Origin of the sequence: Roseateles sp. 22389, from assembly GCF_052044995.1 — a bacterium.
In the GTDB taxonomy this organism is placed as follows: domain Bacteria; phylum Pseudomonadota; class Gammaproteobacteria; order Burkholderiales; family Burkholderiaceae_C; genus Roseateles.
On sequence record NZ_JBQEOF010000010.1, the window covers coordinates 79,936 to 102,165 of the forward strand.

19 protein-coding genes are annotated in these 22,230 nt (G+C 68.7%); 2 read left to right on the forward strand and 17 right to left on the reverse strand.

Features of this window, described 5'->3' with window-relative positions:
- Positions 1 to 15: 15 nt before the first annotated feature.
- Positions 16 to 1,206: an efflux RND transporter periplasmic adaptor subunit gene (locus tag ACTJKJ_RS15185; RefSeq protein ID WP_404935728.1), complete on the reverse strand. Its 1,191-nt coding sequence runs from the start codon at positions 1,204 to 1,206 to the stop codon at positions 16 to 18.
- A 141-nt stretch (positions 1,207 to 1,347) separates the two neighbouring features.
- Between ACTJKJ_RS15185 and ACTJKJ_RS15190 the strand changes: the two genes are divergently transcribed.
- A complete protein-coding gene (locus ACTJKJ_RS15190; RefSeq protein ID WP_091732200.1) occupies positions 1,348 to 2,001 on the forward strand; it encodes a TetR/AcrR family transcriptional regulator in 654 nt (217 codons plus the stop codon).
- Positions 2,002 to 2,105: 104 nt separating this feature from the next.
- Here ACTJKJ_RS15190 and ACTJKJ_RS15195 read toward each other — a convergent pair whose 3' ends face one another.
- From ACTJKJ_RS15195 to tadA, 13 genes are all read right to left on the reverse strand, one after another.
- Positions 2,106 to 3,356 carry a hypothetical protein gene (locus tag ACTJKJ_RS15195; protein WP_440820971.1) on the reverse strand — a complete coding sequence of 417 codons (1,251 nt, stop codon included), beginning with the start codon at positions 3,354 to 3,356 and terminating at the stop codon, positions 2,106 to 2,108.
- An 84-nt stretch (positions 3,357 to 3,440) separates the two neighbouring features.
- Positions 3,441 to 3,872, reverse strand: a complete 432-nt coding sequence (locus ACTJKJ_RS15200; protein ID WP_175538449.1) for an ExbD/TolR family protein — start codon at positions 3,870 to 3,872, stop codon at positions 3,441 to 3,443.
- Between the two features lie 12 nt (positions 3,873 to 3,884).
- On the reverse strand, positions 3,885 to 4,313 hold the full coding sequence (locus ACTJKJ_RS15205) for an ExbD/TolR family protein (RefSeq protein WP_091732187.1): 429 nt from the start codon (positions 4,311 to 4,313) through the stop codon (positions 3,885 to 3,887).
- A gap of 25 nt (positions 4,314 to 4,338) precedes the next feature.
- Positions 4,339 to 5,190 carry a MotA/TolQ/ExbB proton channel family protein gene (locus tag ACTJKJ_RS15210; protein WP_091732184.1) on the reverse strand — a complete coding sequence of 284 codons (852 nt, stop codon included), beginning with the start codon at positions 5,188 to 5,190 and terminating at the stop codon, positions 4,339 to 4,341.
- A 103-nt stretch (positions 5,191 to 5,293) separates the two neighbouring features.
- A complete protein-coding gene (locus tag ACTJKJ_RS15215) occupies positions 5,294 to 5,935 on the reverse strand; it encodes a hypothetical protein (RefSeq protein ID WP_091732181.1) in 642 nt (213 codons plus the stop codon).
- A gap of 575 nt (positions 5,936 to 6,510) precedes the next feature.
- Positions 6,511 to 7,212 (reverse strand): 2OG-Fe(II) oxygenase, encoded by a 702-nt coding sequence (locus ACTJKJ_RS15220; protein WP_297388416.1) that lies wholly within the window; start codon positions 7,210 to 7,212, stop codon positions 6,511 to 6,513.
- A gap of 122 nt (positions 7,213 to 7,334) precedes the next feature.
- A complete protein-coding gene (locus tag ACTJKJ_RS15225) occupies positions 7,335 to 10,019 on the reverse strand; it encodes a TonB-dependent receptor (protein ID WP_440820972.1) in 2,685 nt (894 codons plus the stop codon).
- Between the two features lie 532 nt (positions 10,020 to 10,551).
- The gene (locus ACTJKJ_RS15230) at positions 10,552 to 12,600 is read right to left on the reverse strand and encodes an ABC transporter ATP-binding protein (RefSeq protein ID WP_440820973.1); all 2,049 of its coding nucleotides are present in this window, start codon (positions 12,598 to 12,600) and stop codon (positions 10,552 to 10,554) included.
- Positions 12,601 to 12,610: 10 nt separating this feature from the next.
- A complete protein-coding gene (locus ACTJKJ_RS15235) occupies positions 12,611 to 14,056 on the reverse strand; it encodes an ABC transporter permease (RefSeq protein WP_440820974.1) in 1,446 nt (481 codons plus the stop codon).
- Positions 14,057 to 14,090: 34 nt separating this feature from the next.
- Positions 14,091 to 15,074, reverse strand: coding sequence for an ABC transporter permease (locus ACTJKJ_RS15240; protein WP_147240069.1), 984 nt, complete (start codon positions 15,072 to 15,074; stop codon positions 14,091 to 14,093).
- Entirely contained in the window at positions 15,074 to 17,314 is a 2,241-nt protein-coding gene (locus ACTJKJ_RS15245) for an ABC transporter substrate-binding protein (protein ID WP_440821021.1), read from the reverse strand. The genes ACTJKJ_RS15240 and ACTJKJ_RS15245 overlap by 1 nt, the downstream gene beginning before the upstream one ends.
- 243 nt (positions 17,315 to 17,557) lie before the next feature.
- Positions 17,558 to 18,550: an LD-carboxypeptidase gene (locus ACTJKJ_RS15250; protein ID WP_440820975.1), complete on the reverse strand. Its 993-nt coding sequence runs from the start codon at positions 18,548 to 18,550 to the stop codon at positions 17,558 to 17,560.
- Positions 18,547 to 19,218 (reverse strand): tRNA adenosine(34) deaminase TadA, encoded by a 672-nt coding sequence (gene tadA / locus ACTJKJ_RS15255; RefSeq protein ID WP_091732151.1) that lies wholly within the window; start codon positions 19,216 to 19,218, stop codon positions 18,547 to 18,549. The genes ACTJKJ_RS15250 and tadA overlap by 4 nt, the downstream gene beginning before the upstream one ends.
- Positions 19,219 to 19,266: 48 nt before the next feature.
- Between tadA and ACTJKJ_RS15260 the strand changes: the two genes are divergently transcribed.
- Positions 19,267 to 20,457: a DUF72 domain-containing protein gene (locus ACTJKJ_RS15260; RefSeq protein ID WP_440820976.1), complete on the forward strand. Its 1,191-nt coding sequence runs from the start codon at positions 19,267 to 19,269 to the stop codon at positions 20,455 to 20,457.
- A gap of 66 nt (positions 20,458 to 20,523) precedes the next feature.
- Here ACTJKJ_RS15260 and ACTJKJ_RS15265 read toward each other — a convergent pair whose 3' ends face one another.
- The 3 genes from ACTJKJ_RS15265 to ACTJKJ_RS15275 form a co-directional block, all read right to left on the reverse strand.
- Positions 20,524 to 21,075: a 2'-5' RNA ligase family protein gene (locus ACTJKJ_RS15265; RefSeq protein WP_440820977.1), complete on the reverse strand. Its 552-nt coding sequence runs from the start codon at positions 21,073 to 21,075 to the stop codon at positions 20,524 to 20,526.
- Positions 21,072 to 21,299 carry a hypothetical protein gene (locus ACTJKJ_RS15270; protein ID WP_297383713.1) on the reverse strand — a complete coding sequence of 76 codons (228 nt, stop codon included), beginning with the start codon at positions 21,297 to 21,299 and terminating at the stop codon, positions 21,072 to 21,074. The genes ACTJKJ_RS15265 and ACTJKJ_RS15270 overlap by 4 nt, the downstream gene beginning before the upstream one ends.
- Before the next feature lie 72 nt (positions 21,300 to 21,371).
- Positions 21,372 to 22,139 carry an NIPSNAP family protein gene (locus tag ACTJKJ_RS15275; protein WP_297383715.1) on the reverse strand — a complete coding sequence of 256 codons (768 nt, stop codon included), beginning with the start codon at positions 22,137 to 22,139 and terminating at the stop codon, positions 21,372 to 21,374.
- Positions 22,140 to 22,230: the final 91 nt, after the last annotated feature.

Consider the following 22,230-nt stretch of genomic DNA (forward strand, 5'->3'; position numbering starts at 1 on the left):
GTCTCCGTCCGGCGCTCAATGCGCGGTCGCGGCGCTGGCCGCGGCGGTCTTCACGGCGACGGGCACGGACGGCGCGGCCGCCGCCTTGACCTCGACCGGCTGCCCCGGACGCGCCTTCTGCTGGCCCTCGACGACGAGCCGGTCGCCCGCCTTCAGGCCGCTGCCGACCAGCCACTGGTCGCCGATGGCCCGCTCCGTCGTCAGCGCGCGCTGCGCGAGCTTGCCGTCGCCGTCCACGACGAAGGCCACCGGCTTGCCGGTGCTGTCGCGACTGACCGCCGGCTGCGGCACCAGCACGGCCTGGTCGATCACGCCCTCCTCGATCACCGCCTTCGCGTACATGCCGGGCAGCAGGTCGCCGCGCGGATTCGGGAACTCGGCCCGCAGCGTCACGGCGCTGGTGTTCTGGTCCACCGTCACCTCGGAGAACTGCAGCTTGCCGGCCTGCGGATAAACGCTGCCGTCCTCGAGCACCAGCCGCACGGCGGCCGTGCCGCTCTTGAGCCGGCCATTCTCCAGCGAGCGCTTGAGCGCCAGCAGCGTGCCGCTCGATTGCGTCACGTCGACATAGATGGGATCGAGCTGCTGCACCGTCGCCATCGCGGCGGCCTGGTTGGCGGTGACCAGCGCGCCCGGCGTCACCGTGGAGCGGCCGATGCGCCCGCTGATCGGCGCGGTGATGCGGGTGTAGGCCAGGTTGATGCGCTGCGTCTGCAGCGTGGCGCGCGCGGCGCCGACATCGGCCTCGGCCTGCAGCAGGCTGGCGGCGGCATCGTCGGCCTCCTGCTGGCTCACGGCCTTGATCGCGGACAGCTCGTGGTAGCGGCCGGCCTTCAGCCGCGCCGACACCAGCGTCGCCTCGGCCTTGGCCAGCGTGGCCTGCGCGTTGTCGACGCTGGCGCGATAGGTCGCCGGATCGATCTGGTACAGCAGTTCGCCGGCCTTGACCTCGCTGCCCTCCTTGAAGCGGCGTTCCTGCACCAGCCCACCGACCTGCGGTCGCACCTCGGCGACGAGCGCCGCCGTGACCCGGCCCGGCAACTCGGTCGTCAATGCCAGGCGCTGCGGCTTGACGGTCGTGACAGCGACCTGCGGCGTGCCGTTGCCGCCCATGTTGGGCGGATGCGGCGGCTCGCCGCAGGCAGCGAGGGCCAGTGCCGCAACAGCGGCCAGCAGCGCCGTGGGCAGGAAGGGATCGTGGCGGATGCTCATGGCGGATCTCCAGGTCGAGCAGTCTTGGTCATTTCTAAAACGTACCGAACGGTTCGGTATTGGCGCGGATTATTGGATTGACAGTTCCCGGGTGTCAAGAAAAAATGGACCGATTGGTACGGTTAAGGAGATGTCGTGAAAGTCCGCACTGAAGCGCGCCGCGAGGCCATCCTCGAAGTGGCCTCGCAGGTATTCCTGGAGTTCGGCTACGAGCGCGCGTCGATGGCCGAGATCGTCAAGCGCATCGGTGGATCGAAGTCGACGATCTATGGCTACTTCGCGTCGAAGGAGGAGCTGTTCCTCGCAGTGACCGAGGCGGCCGGCGACCGGCACATGGCCACGGCGCTGGCGGAGATCGCGGAGTACCGCGGCGGCGACCTCGAGGCCAGGCTCACACGCTTTGCCGAGAAGCTGACGGCGTTCCTGACCAGCGACGAATCGGTGTCGGCGCACCGCATGGTGCTGGGCGCGGCCGGCCATTCGGACATCGGCCGCATGTTCTACGAGGTCGGCCCGCAGCGGGGCATGGCGGTCATGACGGAGATGTTCCGGCAGGCGGTGGAACTGGGCGAGCTGCGCCGCGAGGACCCCGGGCTCCTGGCCCAGTACTTCGGCGCGCTGGTCAACGCGGAGCACTACCACCGGTGGTTCCACCGCGATCTTCCGCCGCCGAGCCGGCTCCAGATCAAGCGAGCGGCGCGACGCGCGGTGGACGTCTTCCTCAGGGCCTACGCCCCCGCCGGCGCGCCCCCCGCCCCTTCCGCCCGGAAGGAAGCGCGATCGTCCTGATCACTCCAGGCGGGCGAGCGTCCATGAAAAAAGCGCCGACGTTACCGTCGGCGCTTCTTGGCGTTTGACCGGCGCCGCGAGGAGCGCCGGGCAGTCTGTCGCGATCAGTGCTTCGCGCTGCGCGCGTACACCGACCACAGGCCGGCCAGGTCGGCCGAGCCGTCGGTGCCCTTGACGGTGCGCCAGGTCGCTTGCGCCTTGGCCTTATCGCCGGCCAGGAACTGCGCCAGGCCCAGGTAGAGCTTGGCATCGTCCGGACGCTTCAGGTTGCCCTTGGCGATGCCTTCCTCCATCAGCTTGATGCCGGCGGCGGCCTGGCCGCGCTGCACCTGCGCGAAACCGACCTTCACCAGCTCGTCGCCTTCACGGGCGCCGCGGGCGGCCGTCTCGGCGGCGGCGGCGCCGGCCTTGGCTTCGGCGATGCGCTTGTCCAGCAGGTCGGCCAGGCGCTTCGGACGGCCGTTGTCGTCGGTCGGCTTCAGGACGCCGGCGGCGAAGCCCTTGTCCAGCACCTTCTTGCCTTCGTCCGGATAACCCGCCGCGCCCGCCAGCTGCGCCAGCTCCATGTAGTCGTTGGCGCCCTGCATGTTGTCGGTCACCAGGCGCAGGCGCAGCACGTCGACCTGGTAGCGGCCGGCGGCGAAGCCCTTCTTGCTCTGCAGCGTGCCCAGCGACTGCGCCCACAGCTTCTGCGTCGGGTAGTAGTTCAGCAGCTTCTGGATCAGCGCCGACTCGGTGGCGCCGTCGCCCTTCTTGTTGGCGGCCCACAGCGCGGTGTTGAGCTTGTCCTGCGACGGCGTGCGACCGGCCTTCTCGTCGGCGGCGATCTCGGCCAGCGTGTCCTTCAGCACCGTCGTCACGTCACCGGAACGCAGCTGCGCGGCGCTCTGGATCTGCTTCATCGTCGGGCTGTTGCCCCCGGCGGCGTTGTACTTGTTGACCCACTCCAGCGCCTTGGCGCCATTGCCCGCGCGGAGGTAGGTGCCGGCGATGGCTTCCATCGTCAGCAGCTTGTTGGCCGCGGGCATCTTGCCGGCGGCGCTCAGCGCGTCATAGGCCTTGGCCATGGCGTCGGCATCGCCCAGGCGCGAGGCGGCGGACAGGCGCAGGCCTTCCAGCGTCGCGTTCTCGTCGGCATTGCGGCCGGGAACGGCCTCGGCCTCGCGGATCTTGGCCATCGCTTCCTGCGCCTTGCCCGCCTTGAGCAGGTCGGACGCGGCCTTGAGCGCGCCGCCGACTTGCGGGCGCACCTGCGCGGCGGCCTGGGACAGGACGCTCAGGCTGCCTTCGGGCGTCGTGCCCAGCACCAGCGCGGCGGCGCCCACGGCGGCGGTTGCCAGCAGTTTGAGTTTCATTCGCTTGCTCTCCTACGAAGAAAAACGCGCCACCCTCGCGGGCAGCGCGTTCTGGTCAGACACCAATCAGACAGGCATCCGGTCTCAGTTCAGGAACTGCTCGTTCCCGACCATCGCCATCTTCTTGACGCCCAGGCGCTGCGCCGACGCCATCACGTTGGCGACATAACCGTACTCGGCCAGCTTGTTCGGCTTGATGTGCACTTCCGGTTGATCCGGAATCGCCGCGATCTCGGCCATCTTGGCCTCGAGCGCCGCGTGGTTCGGCACGGCCGCGCCGTCCCAGAACACGGTGCCGTCGAAGTCGATCGCCACTTCGTGGACGATCGGCTCGGTCGGCGGCGTCTGGTTGTTGGGCGGCGGCATGTCCAGGTTGACCGAATGCAGCTGGATCGGGATGGTGATGATCAGCATCACCAGCAGCACCAGCATCACGTCGATCAGCGGCGTCGTGTTGACGTCCAGCATGGTTTCGGGATCGTCACCACCACCGGAGCTTCCGACATTCATACCCATTCTTCAGCTCCTTCAGCCACCACGAGCCGGCGGCTCGGTGACGAACTTGATGGACATGATGCCCGCGCGCTGGCACGCGACCATCACCTTGCCCACGTTCTCGTAGCGCGATTTCTCGTCGCCACGGATGTGGACTTCCGGCTGAGGATTCAGAACCGCCACCTTCTTCAGGCGCGCCACCAGCGTTTCCGTATCCGGAATCGGCTGCACGCCCCAGTAGATGTCGCCATCCTTGGTCACCGCGATTTCGATGTTCTCCGGCTTGGTGACGCGGACGACGTTCGTCTCCTTCGGCAGGGTCACCCCCACCGATTGCGTCACCACCGGCACGGTGATCAGGAAGATGATCAGGAGCACCAGCATCACGTCCACCAGGGGCGTGGTGTTGATGGTCGAGACCACCTCGTCGTCGCCACCGGACGAACCTACGTTCATCCCCATATTGCGTCTCCGGGACTGCTGTGGATTAGCGGCCGGCGACCTTGCGGCTGCCCATCAGGACGCCGTGCAGGTCAGCAGCGAAGGCACGGACCTGGCCCATGACCGACTTGTTGCGGTTGACCAGCCAGTTGTAGCCCAGCACGGCCGGAACGGCCACGCCCAGACCGATGGCGGTCATGATCAGCGCGGCACCCACGGGGCCGGCGACCTTGTCGATCGAAGCCTGACCGGCCACGCCGATCTGGGTCAGCGCCTGCAGGATGCCCCACACGGTACCGAACAGGCCGATGAAGGGGCTGGTCGAGCCGACGGTGGCCAGGAAGCCCAGGCCGCCTTGCAGGCGCGAGTTCACTTCCTGCACGGCGCGGTCGATGTTCATCGTGACCCAGGTGTTGTGGTCGATGTTCTCGGTCAGCGCGCCTTCGTGGTGTTCCGAAGCTTCCACGCCGGTCTGGGCGATGAAGCGGAATGCGCCGGTCTCGCTCAGGCTCTTCAGGCCTTCCTGCAGGGAAGCCTTCTTGAAGAACGAGGCGCGGACTTCCTTGGCTTCACGGGCGATCTTGGAGGTGTCCCAGAGCTTCGTGAACAGGATGTACCAGGAACCCATGGACATGATGGCCAGGATGGCCAGCACGGCCTGGTCGACCACGTTGCCGTGGGCGACGATGTTGCCCAGGCTGTAGGGGTTGTCGACCGGCTTGGCGGCGGCCGGTTCGGCGACGGCGGCGGGAGCGATGTCGGCAGGAGCGGGAGTGGCTTCAGCGGCGGAGGCGGCGGCCGAGGCAGCCTGGTCCTGCGCTTGGGCGGCCAGCGGGGAGACGGCCAGGGTCGCGGCGCAGGCGACGGCCGCAAACAAGGCAGACAGACGAGAGATCATGGAGTTAGCTCCTACGCAAAAAGTCTTGAACTCAGGGTTGAGGGGTCCGGAGCGCGTCGGGCGCTCCGTATTCAGTCGATCGCGGGTCGGACGGTCCCGCGGATCATTCCATGTTGAACACGAATTCCTGTTCCAGGACCGCGTCCACGCATTCATAGGTCTCCGACAGCGTCGAGGTGATCGCGTTCTTGAGCGCGCGATCCGCCTTGCGGTCGCTGGCGCCACGCAGGGTCGCCAGGGAGATCTCGACCACCTTGCCACCCCTGACGGTGAACGTGGCCTTGTAGCTGGCGGTGCCGCTCCAGTTGAGCGCCGGCATTTCCGGCTTGCCCATCTTGCTGCAGCTGCCGATCGCCGAACGCACCTTCGGGGCCGGCGGGGCCGGCGGCGCGGGAGCGGCCGGCGGCGGTGCCGGGCGGAATTCCTGGGCCGGCGGCGGCGTCGTCGACTGCACGGCCACCGTCTGGGTCGGCGGCGGCGGGGCCGTCACGACGACTTCGGGCGGCGGCACGAACGGCGGCGGCGGCGCCTTGATGTCCGGGGGCGGCGGCACGACCTTTTCAGGCGGCGGCGGCGGCTTGACCTTTTCCTCGACGACCTTGACGTCGATCGGGCCCTTCACCGCCTCCTTGATCTTCGTCGCCAGGCCGCTGGCCAGGGCGCCGACGATCAGGACGTGGACCAAGACAACGAGGCCGAAGCCCGTCAGGCGCGATGACCCGCCTTTATCCTGCGCAAAGTTCATGCGCGCTCCTTCATCAAACTGCGAATTACTTTCATCGAAGCTACAAGGGGAGTTCGACTCAACACAGCGTCTGGTCGGATCAGGCGTTCGCGCCGCAACCTGGGGTCAGCAGCGCCTGTCTTGCCGGCTGTGCGAGCGACGGAAGCGAACGGTGCCAAGCCGCCGAAGCGCCACGGACCGCCGACCCGCCGAATGCAGGATGGACACACGAAGACTCGAAAACCCAGGGCACGATACGAACCCGACTCAACAAAAATGCCCGTCAGCTTGTGGCCGCGGGCGTCTCAAGGATCAGCACAAAACTGTAGGAAAACTACAGATTTCGGCTACCTTTCACGACCTTGATCATAAACGACATGCGCAAGCCGCCAGCCATGGGGTTTGCCCGAGCATGCGGGCATCGCCCATCGCACGGGGCACCTGCGGTTACAGCGGCGCCGTCGCCGGAGGGTCGCCCCTCCGACCCTGGTATTCTACTGGTATGCCCTCTGATCACCTTCCTTGGGGTGCTAGGGCTAACCCGCGAAGAGGTTACGGAACGAACAGCCGCCAGCCTCCAGCAATCCGCGTGCCGCTTACGCCGCGATCAGCCAGCCGGTGATCGCCTGGCGCTCAGCCATGGCGAATGGCGGCACGTAGGAGACGAAATGTCGCTGAGGCACAGTGAACAGCGACAGTGAATTGAAGTGGGGGAAGAAGGTGTCGAGCACCGATCCGTCCTCCGCGGTGAAGTGGAGCATCCCGCCCCAGTCGGGCCGCCAGCGCGGCGTGAGGTTGATCACGTAGGCGATCCGGCGGTCCTCGCGGTCGACATGGTCGTCGTGGGTGGTGAGGAAGTTACCGCGGGAGTACATCGTCGCCTGGGCGAAGACGCCATTGATTTCGGGGTCACCGCTGAGCTCGCGCATCCGCGACAGGAAGGCGTCGTCCGCCATCCAGCGCATGAAGCGGGCCAGCAGGTCGGAGCGGCCGTCCTTGACCGCGCGGACCAGCGAGTCGGAGAAGAACGAAAACTGGAAGCCCTCGCGCGCGATCCCGTGGATGCCTTCGGTCAGCTGCATGCGCTGCTGGGGCGTGAGCGCGCGCAGCTGCTCGCCGGTCAGGCGGCGGTCGCCGGTCGCGTCGCGATAGACCAGCTCCCAGTCGATCGCCTGCAGCGCCCGGTCCAGGGCGTCGGCCACCTGCGGGGTGAAGAAGTCCCGGATCAGCACCCTGCCCTCGGTCCGCAAGGTGCGGCCCAGGGCGGCGAAGTCGAGGTCGGGGTTCAGGTAATCCATGGTGGGCGTCGGATCCGCGATCGGCCGGCAACGTGCCGGCCTCAATGACCGCAGGCCCCGAAGGGCCTGCGGCGTTGGAGGGGAAGTCGCTAATCTAAGTCAGATCAGCGACGGCTCCGCCCTTAGAAGCGGTAGTTGCCGCGCACGTAGAAGGTGCGCTGCTGGACCGCTGCATAGGTCGGGTCGAAACCGACCTGGAAGTAGTCTTCCTGGTTGGTCGTCGGCGGCTTCTTGTCGAACAGGTTGCGGATGCCGGCCGTGATGGTCACGCCCTTGATGCCGCGGAACTGCCCTTGCACGTCGAACAGGTCATAGGCCTTGACGTGGCGAACCTCGTCGTAGTCCTCGTAGCCGTTCTGGCGGAAGTAGCGGATCGAAGCGCCCCACTTGTCCTTGTCCCAGTCCAGCGTGAAGGTCTGCTTCAGCTTGACCACCGGGCCGCCCAGGTTGTACTTGCCCAGGTTGTCGCGGGTGGTGCCGGTGCCGACGATGCTTTCCTCGCTCTTGGTCAGCAGCGTCGCTTCCCAGCCCGGGGTGAAGGTGCCGAACTCGGTACGCAGGCGGGCGCGGGCGCTGAAGTCGAAGCCGGCGGTGCGCAGCTTGCCCACGTTCTCCCACGAGGCGCGCACGTAGTTCAGGAAGCCGGTGGCCGGATCGACGACCAGGCGGTCCGCGAAGATCGACGTGCTGGTGAAGGTGCCCGGGACGCGGTGCTTTTCCCAGTCGCGCATGATGTCGTCACCCGACAGGAAGCGCAGGCCGTTGGTGATCTTCATGTCGAAGTAATCGACGCTGATCGTGGTGTCCTTGATCATCTCGAACACCATGCCGGCGGTGAAGGTCTTGGACTTCTCCGGCTCCAGGTTCAGGTTGCTGTTGTTCTGCACCGTCAGCTGCGTGTCGCAGTAGTTGGTGTTGGGGAACGCCGCGCAACCGCGGATGCGGTCGTAGTTGGGGTCGGTGAAGTTGCCGCCCGAGTTCGTGAACGACGAGGGTGCGAACAGGTTGTCCAGCGCCGGGGCGCGGAAGCCCTTGCCCGCCGACGCGCGGAACAGCAGGCCCGTCATCGGGGTGAACTTGACCGACAGCTTCGGGCTGGTGGCCTGCAGGTCCTTGGTGGAGAACGTGCCGTCGCGCGAGCCGCCGTTGGTGCTGCTGTACTTGTCGTAGCGGACGGCGGCGTTGATTTCCAGCGACTTGAGGACCGGGAAGTTCGCTTCGCCGAACACGCCGCTCACGTCACGGTTCGCGCTGACGCGGCCGGCCGTGCCGGAGCCGCCCACCACGTCGCCGGAACCGGCCAGCTCGGAGTAGCCGTCCAGATACTTTTCCTTGCGGAACTCGCCACCGAAGGCGACACCCAGGTTGCCGGCGCCGACGTTGAACAGCTCGCGCGACAGCGTGAAGTCGCCGCCGGTGTTGCTGGTCTTGGAGTCGCGGTTGTTGCCGGAGAGCTCGGCGCTCTTGAGCGCGGCCAGGCCAGCGGCGTCGTTCGGGCCCCAGGGGTTGATCAGGCCGGTGCGCAGCGCCTGCACCAGGCGGGTGTCGGAGAAGTTGCCGCTGACGAAGTCGTCGCGGGCCTTGCCCTCGGCATAGACGAAAGCGGCCTTGTAGTCGAAGCCACCGAAGGTGCCCTCGGCGCCGGCCACGGTGCGCAGCACCTGGTTGGTCACCTTGGTCTTGCGCTGGCCGCCGTCGACCATCCGCCAGGCCAGCACCAGGTCGCCCCGGTAGCCGGGCAGCACGGCGTCGACCGCGGCGGTCGGGTAGTACTTGCCGCCGGCGGGATACAGGTAGTCGTCCTTGCCCGTGGTCGTCGAAGGCGTCTGCGAGGAGCCCAGGATGATCTCGTTGCGGCTGTAGGCGACTTCAGCGAACAGCTGATGGTCGGGGGCGGCCTGCACCGTGCCCTTCACCAGCGCGCCGTAGCGGTCCTGCTCAGGCACCAGGTCAATGTAATGGGTGTAGTCGTAACGGCAGTTGTTGGCGCCGGGATAGGAATCCGGGCGACGGCAGGTCGGGAAGTTCGCCGCGCCGGGCACGTACTGGCCGGTCGTGGCGATGAAGGTGTTGGCCGGGAAGGTATTGCCCGAGTCCTTCACCACGCCCAGGTCGGGCCGGTTGCCGGTGGACGCATAGGAGCGGTCGGCCGCGCGGATCGGGTCGTACTTCTGGTAGTTGATGGTGGCCAGCAGGTTCCACTTGTCCTTGGACAGGTCGCCCACGCCGCCGCCGGCGGAGAACGAGAACACGTCGCCGACCGACTTGGGCAGCTCCAGGCCGACCGAGATGTCGCCGCCCTGGAAGTCCTTGCGGGTGATGAAGTTCATCACGCCGCCGATGGCGTCCGAACCGTAGGTCGCGGAAGCGCCGTCGCGCAGCACTTCGACGCGTTCGATCGCGGCCAGGGGGATGGCGTTCAGGTCGACGCCCTGGCCGGAGAACGGATAGACCGGCAGGCGCCGGCCATTCAGCAGCACCAGCGTGCGGCCGCGGCCCAGGCCGCGCAGCGAAGCGCCGACCTGACCGTTGGCGGAGCCGTCACCGATCGACTGGCCCAGCGCCAGGCCGCCGCCGTTGTTGTAGCTCAGGCGGTCGACCAGTTCCTGGACGTTGGAAGCGCCGGACTTGTTGATCGAGTCACGGCTGATCACGCTGACCGGCAGCGAGGTTTCGGCGTCAATGCGCTTGATGGACGAGCCGGTGATCTCCACGCGGTCGAGTTGGGTGTTTTGCGCGACCGCGGGCAAGGCCGCGGCGCCGAGCGCGAGCAGCGCGGCAAGGTTGATGCTCTTGCGTTTGAACATGAAGACTCCTTAACCAGAAACACAGGTTGTTGTGTTGCCGGGAACACGGGCGGCCGGGATCTCGGCCTGCCCTCCGAGCGGTGTTCCCGGCTTAGGGCCGGGCCAGTTTCTTGTCCGGTTCGCAAAGCCCCCCCCCGTGATCACCCTAAGCGGGAGGGCCCCGGCCGCTTTACACCCAGAAATCGCGGGTAAACACCCAAGTGCGGAATGCGACTCCCGTTGCTGCGGCGCGACGCGCGGCTGACGCCCTTGAGCAGGGTTTCCAGCCCAAATAAGCGGTGATTTCGCACCAAAAGTGCGCATTCAGGCCAGTTCTTCATCCGCCAATCGCCCCTGCGCACAGAAGTACGGCGCTAAACGGCCAAGCCTCCTGCCGGTCATCCTCGCCCCACCGCCTCCAGAGTCCGCTCGGCACCATCACGGTGCCCAGGCGCCGAGGCCACCTCCGCGTCGCGCAGCGGACATGAAAAAGGGCCGCTGAGCGGCCCTTCGAGGAAAGGAAACGGCTCGAACGCCGTGCTGAAGGAGGCGGTCAGGCGACCGTGCGACGTTCCACGCGCGGCACCGCCGCGAGCAGCGTCCGGGTGTACCCCTCGCGCGGTTGCCCGAGCACCGTGTCGCAGCTGCCCGATTCCACGATGCGGCCGGCCTGCATCACTGCTACCTCGTCGGCGATGTACTCGACGACGCCGATGTTGTGGGTGATGAACAGGTAGGAGAGTCCGCGGCTGCGCTGGAGTTCGCGCAGCAGGTTCAGGATCTGCGCCTGGACCGACACGTCCAGGGCCGAGGTGGGTTCGTCGCAGACGATCAAGCGCGGCTCCACGGCCAGCGCGCGGGCGATGGCGATGCGTTGGCGCTGGCCGCCGGAGAACTCGTGCGGGAAGCGGGCCAGCGCGTCGCGGCGCAGGCCGACCTGGTCCAGCAACTCGTGCAGCAGCGCCAGGCGTGCCGGTGCATCGAGTTCGGGCCGCAGCGCCAGCAGGCCTTCCTCGAGCACTTCCTGCACGCGCAGCCGCGGATTCAACGACGCGAACGGATCCTGGAAGATGATCTGCACCTGCCGGCGCGCCTCCCGGAGCGCGTCGCCGTCGAGCTGGAACAGATCCTGGGGCGCCCCGCCCTGCCCTGCGGCTTCAACCGGAGGATGCAGCAAGGCCTGCCCCCCGATCACCGCCACGCGCCGAAGCAGCTGGACGATCGCCTTGCCGGAGGTGGTCTTGCCGCAGCCGGACTCGCCGACGAGGGCGAGGGTCTTGCCGGCCTCGATCGAGTAGGACACCCCGCCGACGGCGTCGAACCAGCGCTTCGTCCCCCCAAAGAACCCGCGCCCCATCGGATACCGCACGGTCAGGTCCTTCACCTCGAGCAGCAACCGCGGCGACTGCGCGCGCCCCTGCTCGGTCGACTGCGTGGGCGACTGCTCGGTCGGCTGCGTGGGGGACTGCGATGGCGACTGCGCGAAGCCGTCGGCGCCGGTGCCCCTCGGAGCGAATGCCGAGCGTGCGGAGGCGTCTGAGCGGAGAGGGGCACCGGTGCCGACGGCGATCTCCCGATCTGCCACGTCCCCAGATCCTCTCGCCACGCCCCCTGCCCCTTCCGCCACGCCCCCCGTGGCATCGGCATAAAGCAGACACCGCACTTCATGCCCCACAGCCCCATCGGCCAGTCCAGCAAGCACCGGCTGCGTCGACGCGCAATGGGCCATCGCACGATCGCAGCGCGGCGCGAAGCGGCAGCCTGAGAAGGTCTGCCACAACGGCGGCACGGTCCCCGGGATGGCAGCCAGCGGCTCTCCGCGGCGCTGCGCGTCCGGCAGCGCACGCAGCAGCAGGCGCGCATAAGGATGTCTGGGTGCCGCGAAGAACTCCGCGGCCGACGCCACCTCGACGATCTGCCCGGCGTACATCAGCGCCACCTGGTGCGCCATCCCCGACACCACGCCGAGATCATGGGTGATCAGCAGCAGCCCCAGCCCGCGCTCGCGCTGCAGGTCCTTGAGCAGGTCCAGGATCTGCGCCTGGATGGTGACGTCCAGCGCGGTGGTCGGCTCGTCGGCGATGAGGAAGTCCGGCTCGGCCGCCAGCGTCATCGCGATCATGATCCGCTGCTTCTGGCCGCCGGACAGCCGGAACGGGTACTCGTCGATGCGGCGCTCGGGTTCGGGGATGCCCACGCGGCGCAGCCAGTCCACCGCCTTCCGGCGCGCGGCCGCGCCGCGCAGCGGCGTGTGGGCCTCGATCGCCTCGACGATCTGGTCGCCGACCTTCATCACCGGATTCAGGCTGGTCCCCGGCTCCTGGAAGATCATCCCGATGCGTCCGCCGCGCACATCGCGCATGCGGGCTTCGCTCAGGTCGAACAGGTCCTGGCCATCGAGCTCGAGCCGGCCGGCGGCGATGCGCCCGTTGTCCGGCAGCAGCCGCATCAGCGCCAGCGCCGTCATGCTCTTGCCGCAGCCGGACTCGCCCACCAGCGCGAAGGTCTGGCCTTGCGCCAGCGTCAGCCGCATGCCATCGATGGCGCGCACCAGGCCGGCGTCGGCATCCAGGTGGACGTGGAGGTCGTCGATCTTCAGCATCTGGCGTTCCTCAGGCCTGGGCGTTCTTCTTCTTGAGCGACAGCACCTGCGGTCGCAGCTTGCGGGCGCGCGGATCGAAAGCGTCGCGCACGCCGTCGGCGAACAGGTTGGCCGCCAGCACCAGGCTCACCATGAAGCCGAAGGCCGCGACGAAGCTCCACCACACCACCGGGTCGCGGCTCATCTCGGAGCGTGCCAGGTTGATCATGCCGCCGAAGCTGTTCATGCCCGGGTCCACACCCACGCCGACGTAGGTCAGCACCGCCTCGTAGAGGATGAGGTCGGAGAAGTTGAGCACCAGCGAGATCAGCACCAGGTGCATCACGTTGGGCACGATGTGGCGGACCATGATCGTCGTGTCGCGCACGCCGAAGGCGGTCGCGGCCTGCACGAAATCGGCCTCGCGCAGCTTGAGCGTCTCGCCGCGCACCAGCCGGCACAGCGTCGCCCAGCCGGTCACGCCCAGGATCACGCACAGCAGGAAGATCTTGAGGTCGGCGCGTTCGGCGCCGGTCTCGAAGGCCTCCGGATGCTTGTCCAGGAAGACCTGCACCATCAGCACGCAGGCCGCGATCAGCAGCACGTTGGGGACCGAGGTCAGCACCGTGTAGAAGTACTGGATCGCCTCGTCCACCCAGCCCTTCAAGTAGCCGGCGAGGATGCCCAGCACCAGCGCGAAGGGCAGCGTCGCCAGCGTCGACAGCGCGCCGATCACGAAGGCGGTGCGGATGCTCTTGAGCGCCTGGTAGAGCACGTCGTTGCCGGTCTGGTCGGTGCCGAACACGTGGTAGTGGCCCATCAGCGCGATCACCGGGCCCGCCAGCAGCGCGATGACCGACAGCGTCCCGAGCGCCGCGCGCCACGGGTAGTGCGTGCGGTCGGCCAGCAGGTCCTTCAGGCCCTGGCGGAGGCCGCCATGATGCGGCGCCAGGGCCGCCGCCATCGCCAGCCCGATCAGCGCCGACGCCAGCGCGCCCAGCGCCAGGCCGGTCAGCGCGCGCCGCGTCACGTCGCCGGACCAGTCGCGCGCCGGATCCTTCAGGTGCGCGCCGCCGAAGGCCAGGCGTGGGAACTCGCGCACAATCTCGCTGCCGTGGGCGACGCTGTCCAGCGTGAAGCCCTGGTAGGCCAGCGGCGCGGAGTAGCTGGTCTCGCGCATCTCGATCTGGCGCGCGAGCAGCAGGTCCAGGACCGATTCGGTGCGGGTCTCGTAGAACTGCTGGCCCGCCGGGCTGTCCGCGAGCGCGCGGCGGAAGTGCAGGCTGTCCAGCGCCGTGATGCCCAGGAACAGCGCCAGCACCACGCCAGCGCTCAGCGCGGCCGGATCGCGCAGCACGCGCTGCCAGTTGGCGCGCAGATGCGGGCGCCGGATCAGCCGCGCGATGTAGAACACCAGCGCCGCGAACATCGCCCACAGCGCCACATCGGTCCAGAGGATGACGACCTTGAATCCCATGTCGAATCTCTTGTCGGATCGGCGCGAGGCCGCGTCAGGTCAGCCGCACGCGCGGGTCGACCCAGGTGTAGACCACGTCGATCAGCGCGTTGCTCGCGATGTAGAGCAGCGCGCCGAGGAACACCATGGTGCGCACGATGGCGAAGTCCTGGCCGGTGATCGCGTCGATGACGAAGGCGCCCAGGCCCGGGATGCCGAAGAAGCTCTCGAACACCAGGCTGCCCAGGAAGACGTAAGGCAGGTAGGCGCCGGCGCTGGTGATGATCGGGATCAGCGCGTTGCGCAGCACATGGCGCATCAGCACGACAGGCTCCGACAAGCCCTTGGCGCGGGCGGTGCGGACATAGTCCTTGCCGACCTCCTCGAGCAGCATCGCGCGGTACAGGCGGGCCTCGCCGCCCAGCCGCGACAGCAGCGACAGCGCGATCGGCAGCGCCAGGAACTTGAGCGCGTCCAGGCCCGGTTCATAGCCGTTGATCGGCACCAGGCGCAGCACCCGCGAGAAGAAGAACTGCCCGACGATGATGTAGAAAAGGCTGGAGATCGACAGCATCAGCACGCACAGCACGACGCCCCAGAAGTCGATGCGCGAGTTGCGGAAGAAGGTCAGCAGCAGCGCGAAGGCCACGCTCACGATCAGCTGCAGCACGAAGATCGGCACCGCCAGCTGCAGGCTCACGCCCATGCGGGTCTTGATCTCATGGCCGATGTCGACGGCCTGGCGCGCATCGGAGCGGCCGAACTCCAGCAGCATCAGCGAGACCGAGCGCTCCCAGAACACGGTGTGGGTCAGCTGCGCGGTGCCGCTGCGCGAGGCGTCCCAGTACAGCGGCTTGTCGTAGCCGCGCTCGGCCTTCCACTTGTCGATCTGTTCCTGCGAGACGCGCTTGCCGCCGATGTTCAGCCGCGCCATGTCGTCCGGCGTGTTGACGGTGAAGAACAGGAAGAAGGTCAGCAGGTTGACGCCCACCAGGATGGCCAGCCCGTAGGCCAGGCGACGAGTCAGGTACTTGAACATCAGTCGGCTCCCCGGGGGGCGCTCAGGGCGTCGTTGGCGGCCAGCGGCGCGGCGGTGCCGCGCGCGGTCGCGGTTTCGCGCTTGCGGAAGCTGCGGCGCGTCATCCAGACGATGGCGGCGAAACCCACCACCAGCACCAGCAGCGGCCACCAGACCGGCCGGTTCCATTCGCCCTGGCGCTGGGCGCGCTCTTGCGGATCGATGCGGTAGTAGCGCACCGGATCGCGGATCACGATGCTGGGTTTGCCGTTGTAGACCCAGTGCTGGTACGCCTGCCCGGTCCAGGCCCAGTAGCCGAAGGCCCAGGGCGCGTCCTGCTGGGCGATCTGCACCATGCGGTCGATCACCTGCTGCTTCTGCGGGCCGTCGTCGAGGACCTGCACCTGCTTGAAGAGCCGGTCGAATTCGGCGCTCTCGTAGTTGGCCGAGTTCTCGCCTTCATGCAGCGACTTGCTGTTGGGCCCGTAGAGCAGGAACAGGAAGTTCTCCGCGTCCGGGTAGTCGGCGAACCAGCCCCACCAGAAGACCTGGTGCTTGCCCTGGCGGACCTTCTCCTGGAACTGGTTGTAGTCGGTGGCGCGCACGTCGAGCTGGACGCCCAGCTTGGCGAACTGCTTCACCAGCCAGTCGTTCTCGGCCTTCACCTCGGGCGTGACGGTGCGCATGAAGTCGTAGTTGAGCACCAGCGGCTGACCGGTCTTCGCGTCGCGGCCATCGGGGTAGCCGGCCTCGGCCAGCAGCTGCTTCGCGTCCTCGAGCGGACGGCGCTCGACCTTGCCATTGACCAGCCGGTGCGTGACCGGATTGAAGAAGCCCGGCTGCGCCTCGCGCGAACCGAACACGCCCGGCGGCACCGGTCCGTAGGCCGTCACGCCGCCGCGGTTCTTGAAGATGCGGCCGTAGCCCTCCTCCCAGTCGATCGCGATCGACAGCGCCTGGCGCAGCTTGCGGTGGCGCTCCTCTTCCTCCGGCGTCCCGCCCTTGCCGATCACCGGATCGAGCATGTTGAAGCCCAGGTACCAGTTGTTGGGATCGGTCGAGCGCGGGAAGGCGAAGCCGCGCTGGCGGAAGAAGGCTTCGGTCTCGGCGGAGTCGCTGGCGTCGGCGTAGAACTCGACGCCCCAGTCGCCGCGTTCCAGGTCGGGGAGGTCCAGGTAGCCCTGCTTGAACATCTCCTTGCGCGGCACCCGCTCCTTGATCAGCGTGGCGACGATCTTGTCGATGAAGGGCATGGGCTTGCCGCAGTCGGCCAGGCGGCCCGCGGGACCGTCGTCGGGCATGCCCTCGCAGGGGTAGAGATCGTCCTTGCGGTAATTCGGATTGCGCGACATCACATGACGGCGATCCTGCTCGTAGGTCGTCATCATGTAAGGCCCGGTGCCCACCGGCCACTGGTTCCAGGACAGGCCGTGCTCGGCCATGCCGGGCTGGGCGTAGAACAGGTCCGCCTCCCAGGGGATCGGCGCCATGAAGGTCGTCGACATCCAGTAGGACCACTGCGGGTACTTGCCCTTGATGCGCACGCGCAGCAGGTGCTTGTCCACCGCCTCGGCGCCTTCCAGCGGCCACTTGCGGAAGTCCAGGAAGGGCTTGTCGGGCGTGCTCTCCGGCAGGCCCTTGAGCAGCTTCGCGTTCTCCTCGCGGATCAGCGCGCCGTAGGCCTTCAGGCCGAGCACGTGCTCGGAGAACAGGCCGAAGATCGGCGCCTCGATGCGGGTGGTCGCGTGGCGCTTGAGCGCGTAGACGAAGTCCGCGGCCTCGAGCTCCCGGGTGCCCTGGTGCTCGAACTGCCAGGGCGAGCGCTTGTCGCCGAGCTCTTTCGCCGTCAGGTGGTGGTAGCGGTAGTGGCCCTGCTCGTCCTTGGCGAATGCCGGGCTGGGCGCGTACAGGACGCCGGGCCGGATGGGCACGTCGTAGACGCTCTGCGCGATCTGGTCGGCGGGCGCGTCCTCGGGCAGGCGCCGGCCCTGCGCATCCAGGTAGTACGGCTTGACCACCGCCGCCGCGACGCGCGGGATCAGCGTGTAGGGCCGCTTCAGGTAGTGGTAGCCGTAGAGCGGCTCGGTGATCTGGTAGGTGTAGACCGACTCGGGCGCGGTGTAGGACGCGGTCGGATCCAGGTAGCGCGGCGAACGCTCGTCGAAGGACAGGTAGAGGGTGTTGTCCTTGGCCGCGCCGGCCGGATAGGGACTGTTGTTGCACGCGGCCAGCAGCGACGCGGCGCACACCGCCGCCGCCATCGCCCCCGCGCCGCCCAGGCGGCGGATCGCCACGAACCGGGCCCACGCCGCACGCCAGCCCTCAGCCGCGTGCAGCGACGCGTTCCACAGCCCCGACGACATCGTCATCCTTCCCAAAAGCAAACGCCGCATCCTGGGGATGCGGCATTGCCAGATTGTTGCCAAGGCCGCGCCCCTCGTGGAGGCGGGCCGCTGCCGGGGCGGATCATAGCGGCCCCGCTCGCGCGGCGCCCGTGACGTCGGTCAGTGGTCGTGACCGTGGTGGTCGTGATCGTGGCCGGGGTGATCGTGAGCGTGAGCGTGCGGCTCGTGATGATCGTGTCCATGGCCGACATGGCCCCAGGCCACGATCACGTCGCGGCCCTCGACCATCATCTCGGCCTTCGCGCCCACGGGCAGGCACACCTTGGTCGGCACATGGCCGAAGGGCAGCCCGGTGAGGACAGGCACCTTGACGCGCTCGCGCAGCGCCTGCACGCAGCTCTTCATCGAGTAGCCGCGATCCAGCGGCGACTTCTTCCAGCCGCTGAAGCTGCCCAGGATCACCGCCTTCTGCGCGTCCAGCACGCCCGCCTGCCAGAGTTGCAGCAGCATGCGCTCGACGCGGTAGGGATGCTCGTTGACGTCCTCCAGGAAGAGGATGCCGCCCTTGATCTTCGGGAAGTGCGGCGTGCCCAGCAGCGAGCACAGCACCGCCAGGTTGCCGCCCCACAGCGTGCCGCGCGCCTCGACGCCGTCCAGGCCCGCCTCGGTGCGGAAGCCGATGGCCTCGAGCGAGCCGTCCATCGCCTCGAGGAAGCAGTCGCGGGTGATCTCGTCGACGCCGCCATCGGCCTCGGCACGGCCGAAGTCGTCGCAGGCGATCGGACCGGCCCAGCTCGTCTGCTTGGTGTGGGCCAGCAGCGCCAGCTGCAGCGCGGTGACGTCGCTGAGGCCGACCCAGCGGGTGCCGCGCTCCACGCTGCGCGCCATCAACGCCCAGTCGATGCGGTCGAGCAGCCGCGTCAGGCCGTAGCCGCCGCGCGTGGCCAGCGCCACCGACGGCCCCGCCTCGGCGACGCGGTGCAGCGCGGCCAGCCGCGTGTCGTCGTCGCCGGCGAAGCGCTGGTGCTTCGCCAGCGCGGCCTCGTCGATGCTCACGTCGAAGCCGAGCGCCGCCAGCCGCTTGGCCGCGCGCTTGAGCGGCTGCGCCTGCGCCAGGATGCCGGAGGGGGTGTAGAGGATCAGGGAGCTCATCGCTGCGGGTCGTCCTGCGGAGGATCGGAATTCGGGGAAAGGTATTGCGCGTCGCCCACCGGGATCACCGGGAACTCCTGCACCTCGGGCAGCGCGGTCAAGGCGGGCAGGCCGTCGGCATCCACGGCGGCGCCGGCTTCGATGGCCCGCTCGGCGGCCGCCTGGCGACGCGTCTCGCGCAGCTGGCGCGCCGCCTCGCGGCGCTCGGCGAAGAACTCGCGCAGCAGCTTGGCGGAGGCCTCGGCCAGCACGCCGCCCTGCAGCGCGGTGTGGTGGTTGAGCTGCTTCTGCCCGAACAGGTCCAGCACCGAGCCGGCCACGCCGGTCTTGGGATCCGGCGCGGCGAAGACCACGCGCTTGAGCCGCGCATGCATCATCGCCATCGCGCACATCGCGCAGGGCTCGAGCGTCACGTAGAGCTCGCACTCGGGCAGCCGGTAGTTGCCCAGCAGCTGCGCGGCATGGCGCAGCGCCACGATCTCGGCATGCGCGGTCGGGTCGTGGGTGGTGATCGGGCGGTTGTAGCCGGTCGCGATCACCTGGCCGGCGCGCATGATGACGGCGCCCACGGGCACCTCGCCCACCAGCCAGGCGTTCTGCGCCTGGTCGAGGGCGAGCCGCATCGCATACTCGTCGGCGGGGAGGAGGGAGGAAGGCTCGATGGACATGGCGAAGCTCGCGCGGCAGTGTAGCCGTGCCCGCTATGCTGCCGGCCCATGCAACAGGAGTTCCCCGGCCATCAGGACGATCTCTTCGGCGAGCTGCTGCCGCCAGCGCCCGCCCCCGGCGCGCGGCCATTGACGACCGGGCGGCAGGCGCGCGGCGCCGACAGCGACGACCGCGCCGACGCGGGCGATGCAGACGATCCGGACGATCCGGACGACACCAGCGGCGCGACCACCGCAGGCGCGCCCTCGCCCGCCACCGACGGCGCGCCGAAACGCCGCCGCGCCGGCGTCCAGCCGCAGCCGGTGGACGAATCGCAGGCTGCCCTCGCCGCCGCGCTGTCGCCGCGGATCCGGCTGGGCACCTCGTCGTGGAGCTATCCGGGCTGGCAGGGCATCGTCTGGGCCGGCCGGCACGGCGAATCCACCCTGTCGCGCAACGGCCTGAGCGCCTATGCGCAGCAGCCGCTGCATCGCGCGGTCAGCATCGACCGCGGGTTCTACCAATCGCTGACGGCCAGCCAGTACGAGCGCTACGCGCAGCAGGTGCCCGAGGACTTCCGCTTCACGGTCAAGGCGCCGAGCGTGGTGACCGACGCGCAGGTGCGGACCGAGGACGGCCGCGGCCGCCAGGCCAACACGGCCTTCCTCGATCCGCGGCTGGCGGTCCAGGAATTCCTCGAACCCGCAATGCAAGGGCTGGGCGCGCGCATCGGCGCGCTGGTGTTCCAGCTCAGTCCGCTGCCCCTGGCCATGCTGGGCCGGATGCCGGAGCAGCTCGACCGGCTGCACGCGATGCTGGCCGCCCTGCCCTCGCTGCGCGACGTGGCGCCGGAGGCGGTGGTGGCGGTGGAGGTCCGCGATCCCGAATGGCTCACGCCGGACTTCGTCGCCGTGCTCAAGGACACCGGCGCGCGCTACTGCCTCGGGCTGCATCCGAAGCTGCCCCCGATCCAGGACCAGCTACCGCTGCTGCGCGCGATGTGGCCCGGGCCGCTGGTCTGCCGGTGGAACCTGCACCGCGTCCATGGCCCGTTCGGCTATGAGGACGCGGAGAAGAAGTACGGCGAGTACGCCGAGGTCATGGATCCCGATCCGGAGACCCGAGCCGTGCTGGCGAAAGTCGTGCGCGCCACCGCCGAGGCCGGCCAGCCCTGCTACGTGACGATCTCCAACCATGCGGAAGGTTCCGCCCCGCTGAGCCTGCGCGCGCTGGCGCGAGAGATCGTCGACCCGGCCTGAGCGGGGCCAGTTCCACGGGCGGGTTGAGCCGTCGATCGGCGAGGCCCGCTGACGCCCGGTCCGGGCTCAGTCCAGCGGCCAGCGGGCCAGGTCCACGTGCGTGGACTGTCCCTGCAGGCTGTCCAGCAGCAGGAACTCGGAGGCGGTCCAGCCGGGCACGATGAAGGGTTGCGGCTGGACGGCGACGTCGTCGTAGAAGAGCGTGAGATGCGGCGTGAAGTGCGGATCGGTCCGCAGGCCCGCCGCATGCAGCCGCTCGCCGAGCGCGGCCCGCATCGCGCGCACGCCGTCCAGGCAGGCGCCGCCGCTGAGCACCAGCGGCAGGTTGCGCGGCTTGCGGGTGAAGCTCAGCAACTGGTCGAAGTCGACCCGGACCGGCCCGTGCCGCAGCGCCGCGGCGGCGTCCTCGGCGAGTTGCCGGACTTCGGCCATCGCTTCGGCCTGGTCGGTCTCATCGTCATACCAGCCGAGGTGGTGGAGCGTCACATGCAGGCGCTCGGTGCGGGGCGGTCGAACGCGCAGCCCGAAGCGCCGGGCGATGTCGACCGACACGGCGCTCAGCCTCGCCGCGGTGGCCGGATCGGGCCGCAGGCAGAAGAAGAGCGCATGCACGGTCATCGCGCGTCAGCCTCCGAGGCGCGCCGCTCGCCCTGCTTCATGAGGTCCTGCACCTGGCGCCCGACGGCCTCGGGCTGAGGCAGGTCCGACGGCGCGGTCGCGCCCGGGGACGCGGTGGACGCCGCGGGCGGGCGGGGCTTCATGGTTTCCATCTGCTTCTTCGCGGTGAGCATGATGATGCTGAGCACGATCACGACGGCCAAGATGGACAGGGCGCTGCGCATGGGGAGATCCGGAAATCGAGGCAATGGCGGGCAGCATAGCCAAGCGGGCGCGGCGCGGTGCGTCGATCCGGCTCAGCGCAGGGCCGAGCCGACGCTCGGTCGCAGCCGCAGGATCTGCGGTGCCCGTTCCTGCGCGTCCAGCCAGCGCGGTGCCAGCGCGCGCCAGGCCGGCGCATGCCGGCACGCGCTCCAGCGCAGGGCCCAATCGTCCGCATCGGCGGCACGTGTCATCCAGACGAAGACCTTCTCGCCCTCGCGCACCGGCAGTCGCGGGAAGTTGTTGGGCGAGCGTTCCGGGATGAAGCTGCCGATCACCGGCAGTCCCGCGGCCTCGATCACCGGCGCGACCTCGTGCTCGAAGAAGCGCGCGAAACCGTCCTCCGGATCGGCGGGATCCTTCCAGAGGTAGCACAGGTGGAGCAGCACGAGTCCGGCGCCACCGTCGCTGCCCGCGCCGAGCGCGCCGCCCGCCCTGCCCGCTCGGCCCGCTTCACGTGCCAGGTCGATGCGCGCCGGCACCGGCCCGCTTGTCGTCGGCCGCAGCAACAGGACGTTGTCGTTGTCGTCGAGCAGCGGGTTGGCCTCGTCGCGGCGAGCCTGCCAGACCGGGCCGGAATAGAACGCGTGGAGCGCCCGCTCGCGCGCCGCCATGTCGTCGAAGCCGCGGATCCAGACGAAGCGGCCGGGGTCGTCCAGGTCGGCGAACTGGCCGTACAGCCGCATCCCGACCGCTTCCTGCGAGTCGACGAACGCCTCGTCGAACAGCCGCATGAAGCGGTCGCGCTCGCCCTTGACGATCTTGTACTGGCGCAGTTCGAAGACGGGGTGGGCGTCGGACATGGTGGACCTCCTGGGTCGTGAGCGTCGAAGTGATCGTGCGATTCTGGGGAGATGCCCTGTCACCGCGTGTCAGCAACGGCCGGCGCGCCAT

Excerpts from the sequence above, each read along its gene's own strand:
- ACTJKJ_RS15195 (WP_440820971.1), bottom strand. The coding sequence starts at position 3,356 with ATGAAACTCAAACTGCTGGCAACCGCCGCCGTGGGCGCCGCCGCGCTG.
- ACTJKJ_RS15200 (WP_175538449.1), bottom strand. The coding sequence starts at position 3,872 with ATGGGTATGAATGTCGGAAGCTCCGGTGGTGGTGACGATCCCGAAACC.
- ACTJKJ_RS15205 (WP_091732187.1), bottom strand. The coding sequence starts at position 4,313 with ATGGGGATGAACGTAGGTTCGTCCGGTGGCGACGACGAGGTGGTCTCG.
- ACTJKJ_RS15210 (WP_091732184.1), bottom strand. The coding sequence starts at position 5,190 with ATGATCTCTCGTCTGTCTGCCTTGTTTGCGGCCGTCGCCTGCGCCGCG.
- ACTJKJ_RS15215 (WP_091732181.1), bottom strand. The coding sequence starts at position 5,935 with ATGAACTTTGCGCAGGATAAAGGCGGGTCATCGCGCCTGACGGGCTTC.
- ACTJKJ_RS15220 (WP_297388416.1), bottom strand. The coding sequence starts at position 7,212 with ATGGATTACCTGAACCCCGACCTCGACTTCGCCGCCCTGGGCCGCACC.
- ACTJKJ_RS15225 (WP_440820972.1), bottom strand. The coding sequence starts at position 10,019 with ATGTTCAAACGCAAGAGCATCAACCTTGCCGCGCTGCTCGCGCTCGGC.
- ACTJKJ_RS15230 (WP_440820973.1), bottom strand. The coding sequence starts at position 12,600 with ATGCTGAAGATCGACGACCTCCACGTCCACCTGGATGCCGACGCCGGC.
- ACTJKJ_RS15235 (WP_440820974.1), bottom strand. The coding sequence starts at position 14,056 with ATGGGATTCAAGGTCGTCATCCTCTGGACCGATGTGGCGCTGTGGGCG.
- ACTJKJ_RS15240 (WP_147240069.1), bottom strand. The coding sequence starts at position 15,074 with ATGTTCAAGTACCTGACTCGTCGCCTGGCCTACGGGCTGGCCATCCTG.
- ACTJKJ_RS15245 (WP_440821021.1), bottom strand. The coding sequence starts at position 17,314 with ATGGCGGCGGCGGTGTGCGCCGCGTCGCTGCTGGCCGCGTGCAACAAC.
- ACTJKJ_RS15250 (WP_440820975.1), bottom strand. The coding sequence starts at position 18,550 with ATGAGCTCCCTGATCCTCTACACCCCCTCCGGCATCCTGGCGCAGGCG.
- tadA (WP_091732151.1), bottom strand. The coding sequence starts at position 19,218 with ATGTCCATCGAGCCTTCCTCCCTCCTCCCCGCCGACGAGTATGCGATG.
- ACTJKJ_RS15260 (WP_440820976.1), top strand. The coding sequence starts at position 19,267 with ATGCAACAGGAGTTCCCCGGCCATCAGGACGATCTCTTCGGCGAGCTG.
- ACTJKJ_RS15265 (WP_440820977.1), bottom strand. The coding sequence starts at position 21,075 with ATGACCGTGCATGCGCTCTTCTTCTGCCTGCGGCCCGATCCGGCCACC.
- ACTJKJ_RS15270 (WP_297383713.1), bottom strand. The coding sequence starts at position 21,299 with ATGCGCAGCGCCCTGTCCATCTTGGCCGTCGTGATCGTGCTCAGCATC.
- ACTJKJ_RS15275 (WP_297383715.1), bottom strand. The coding sequence starts at position 22,139 with ATGTCCGACGCCCACCCCGTCTTCGAACTGCGCCAGTACAAGATCGTC.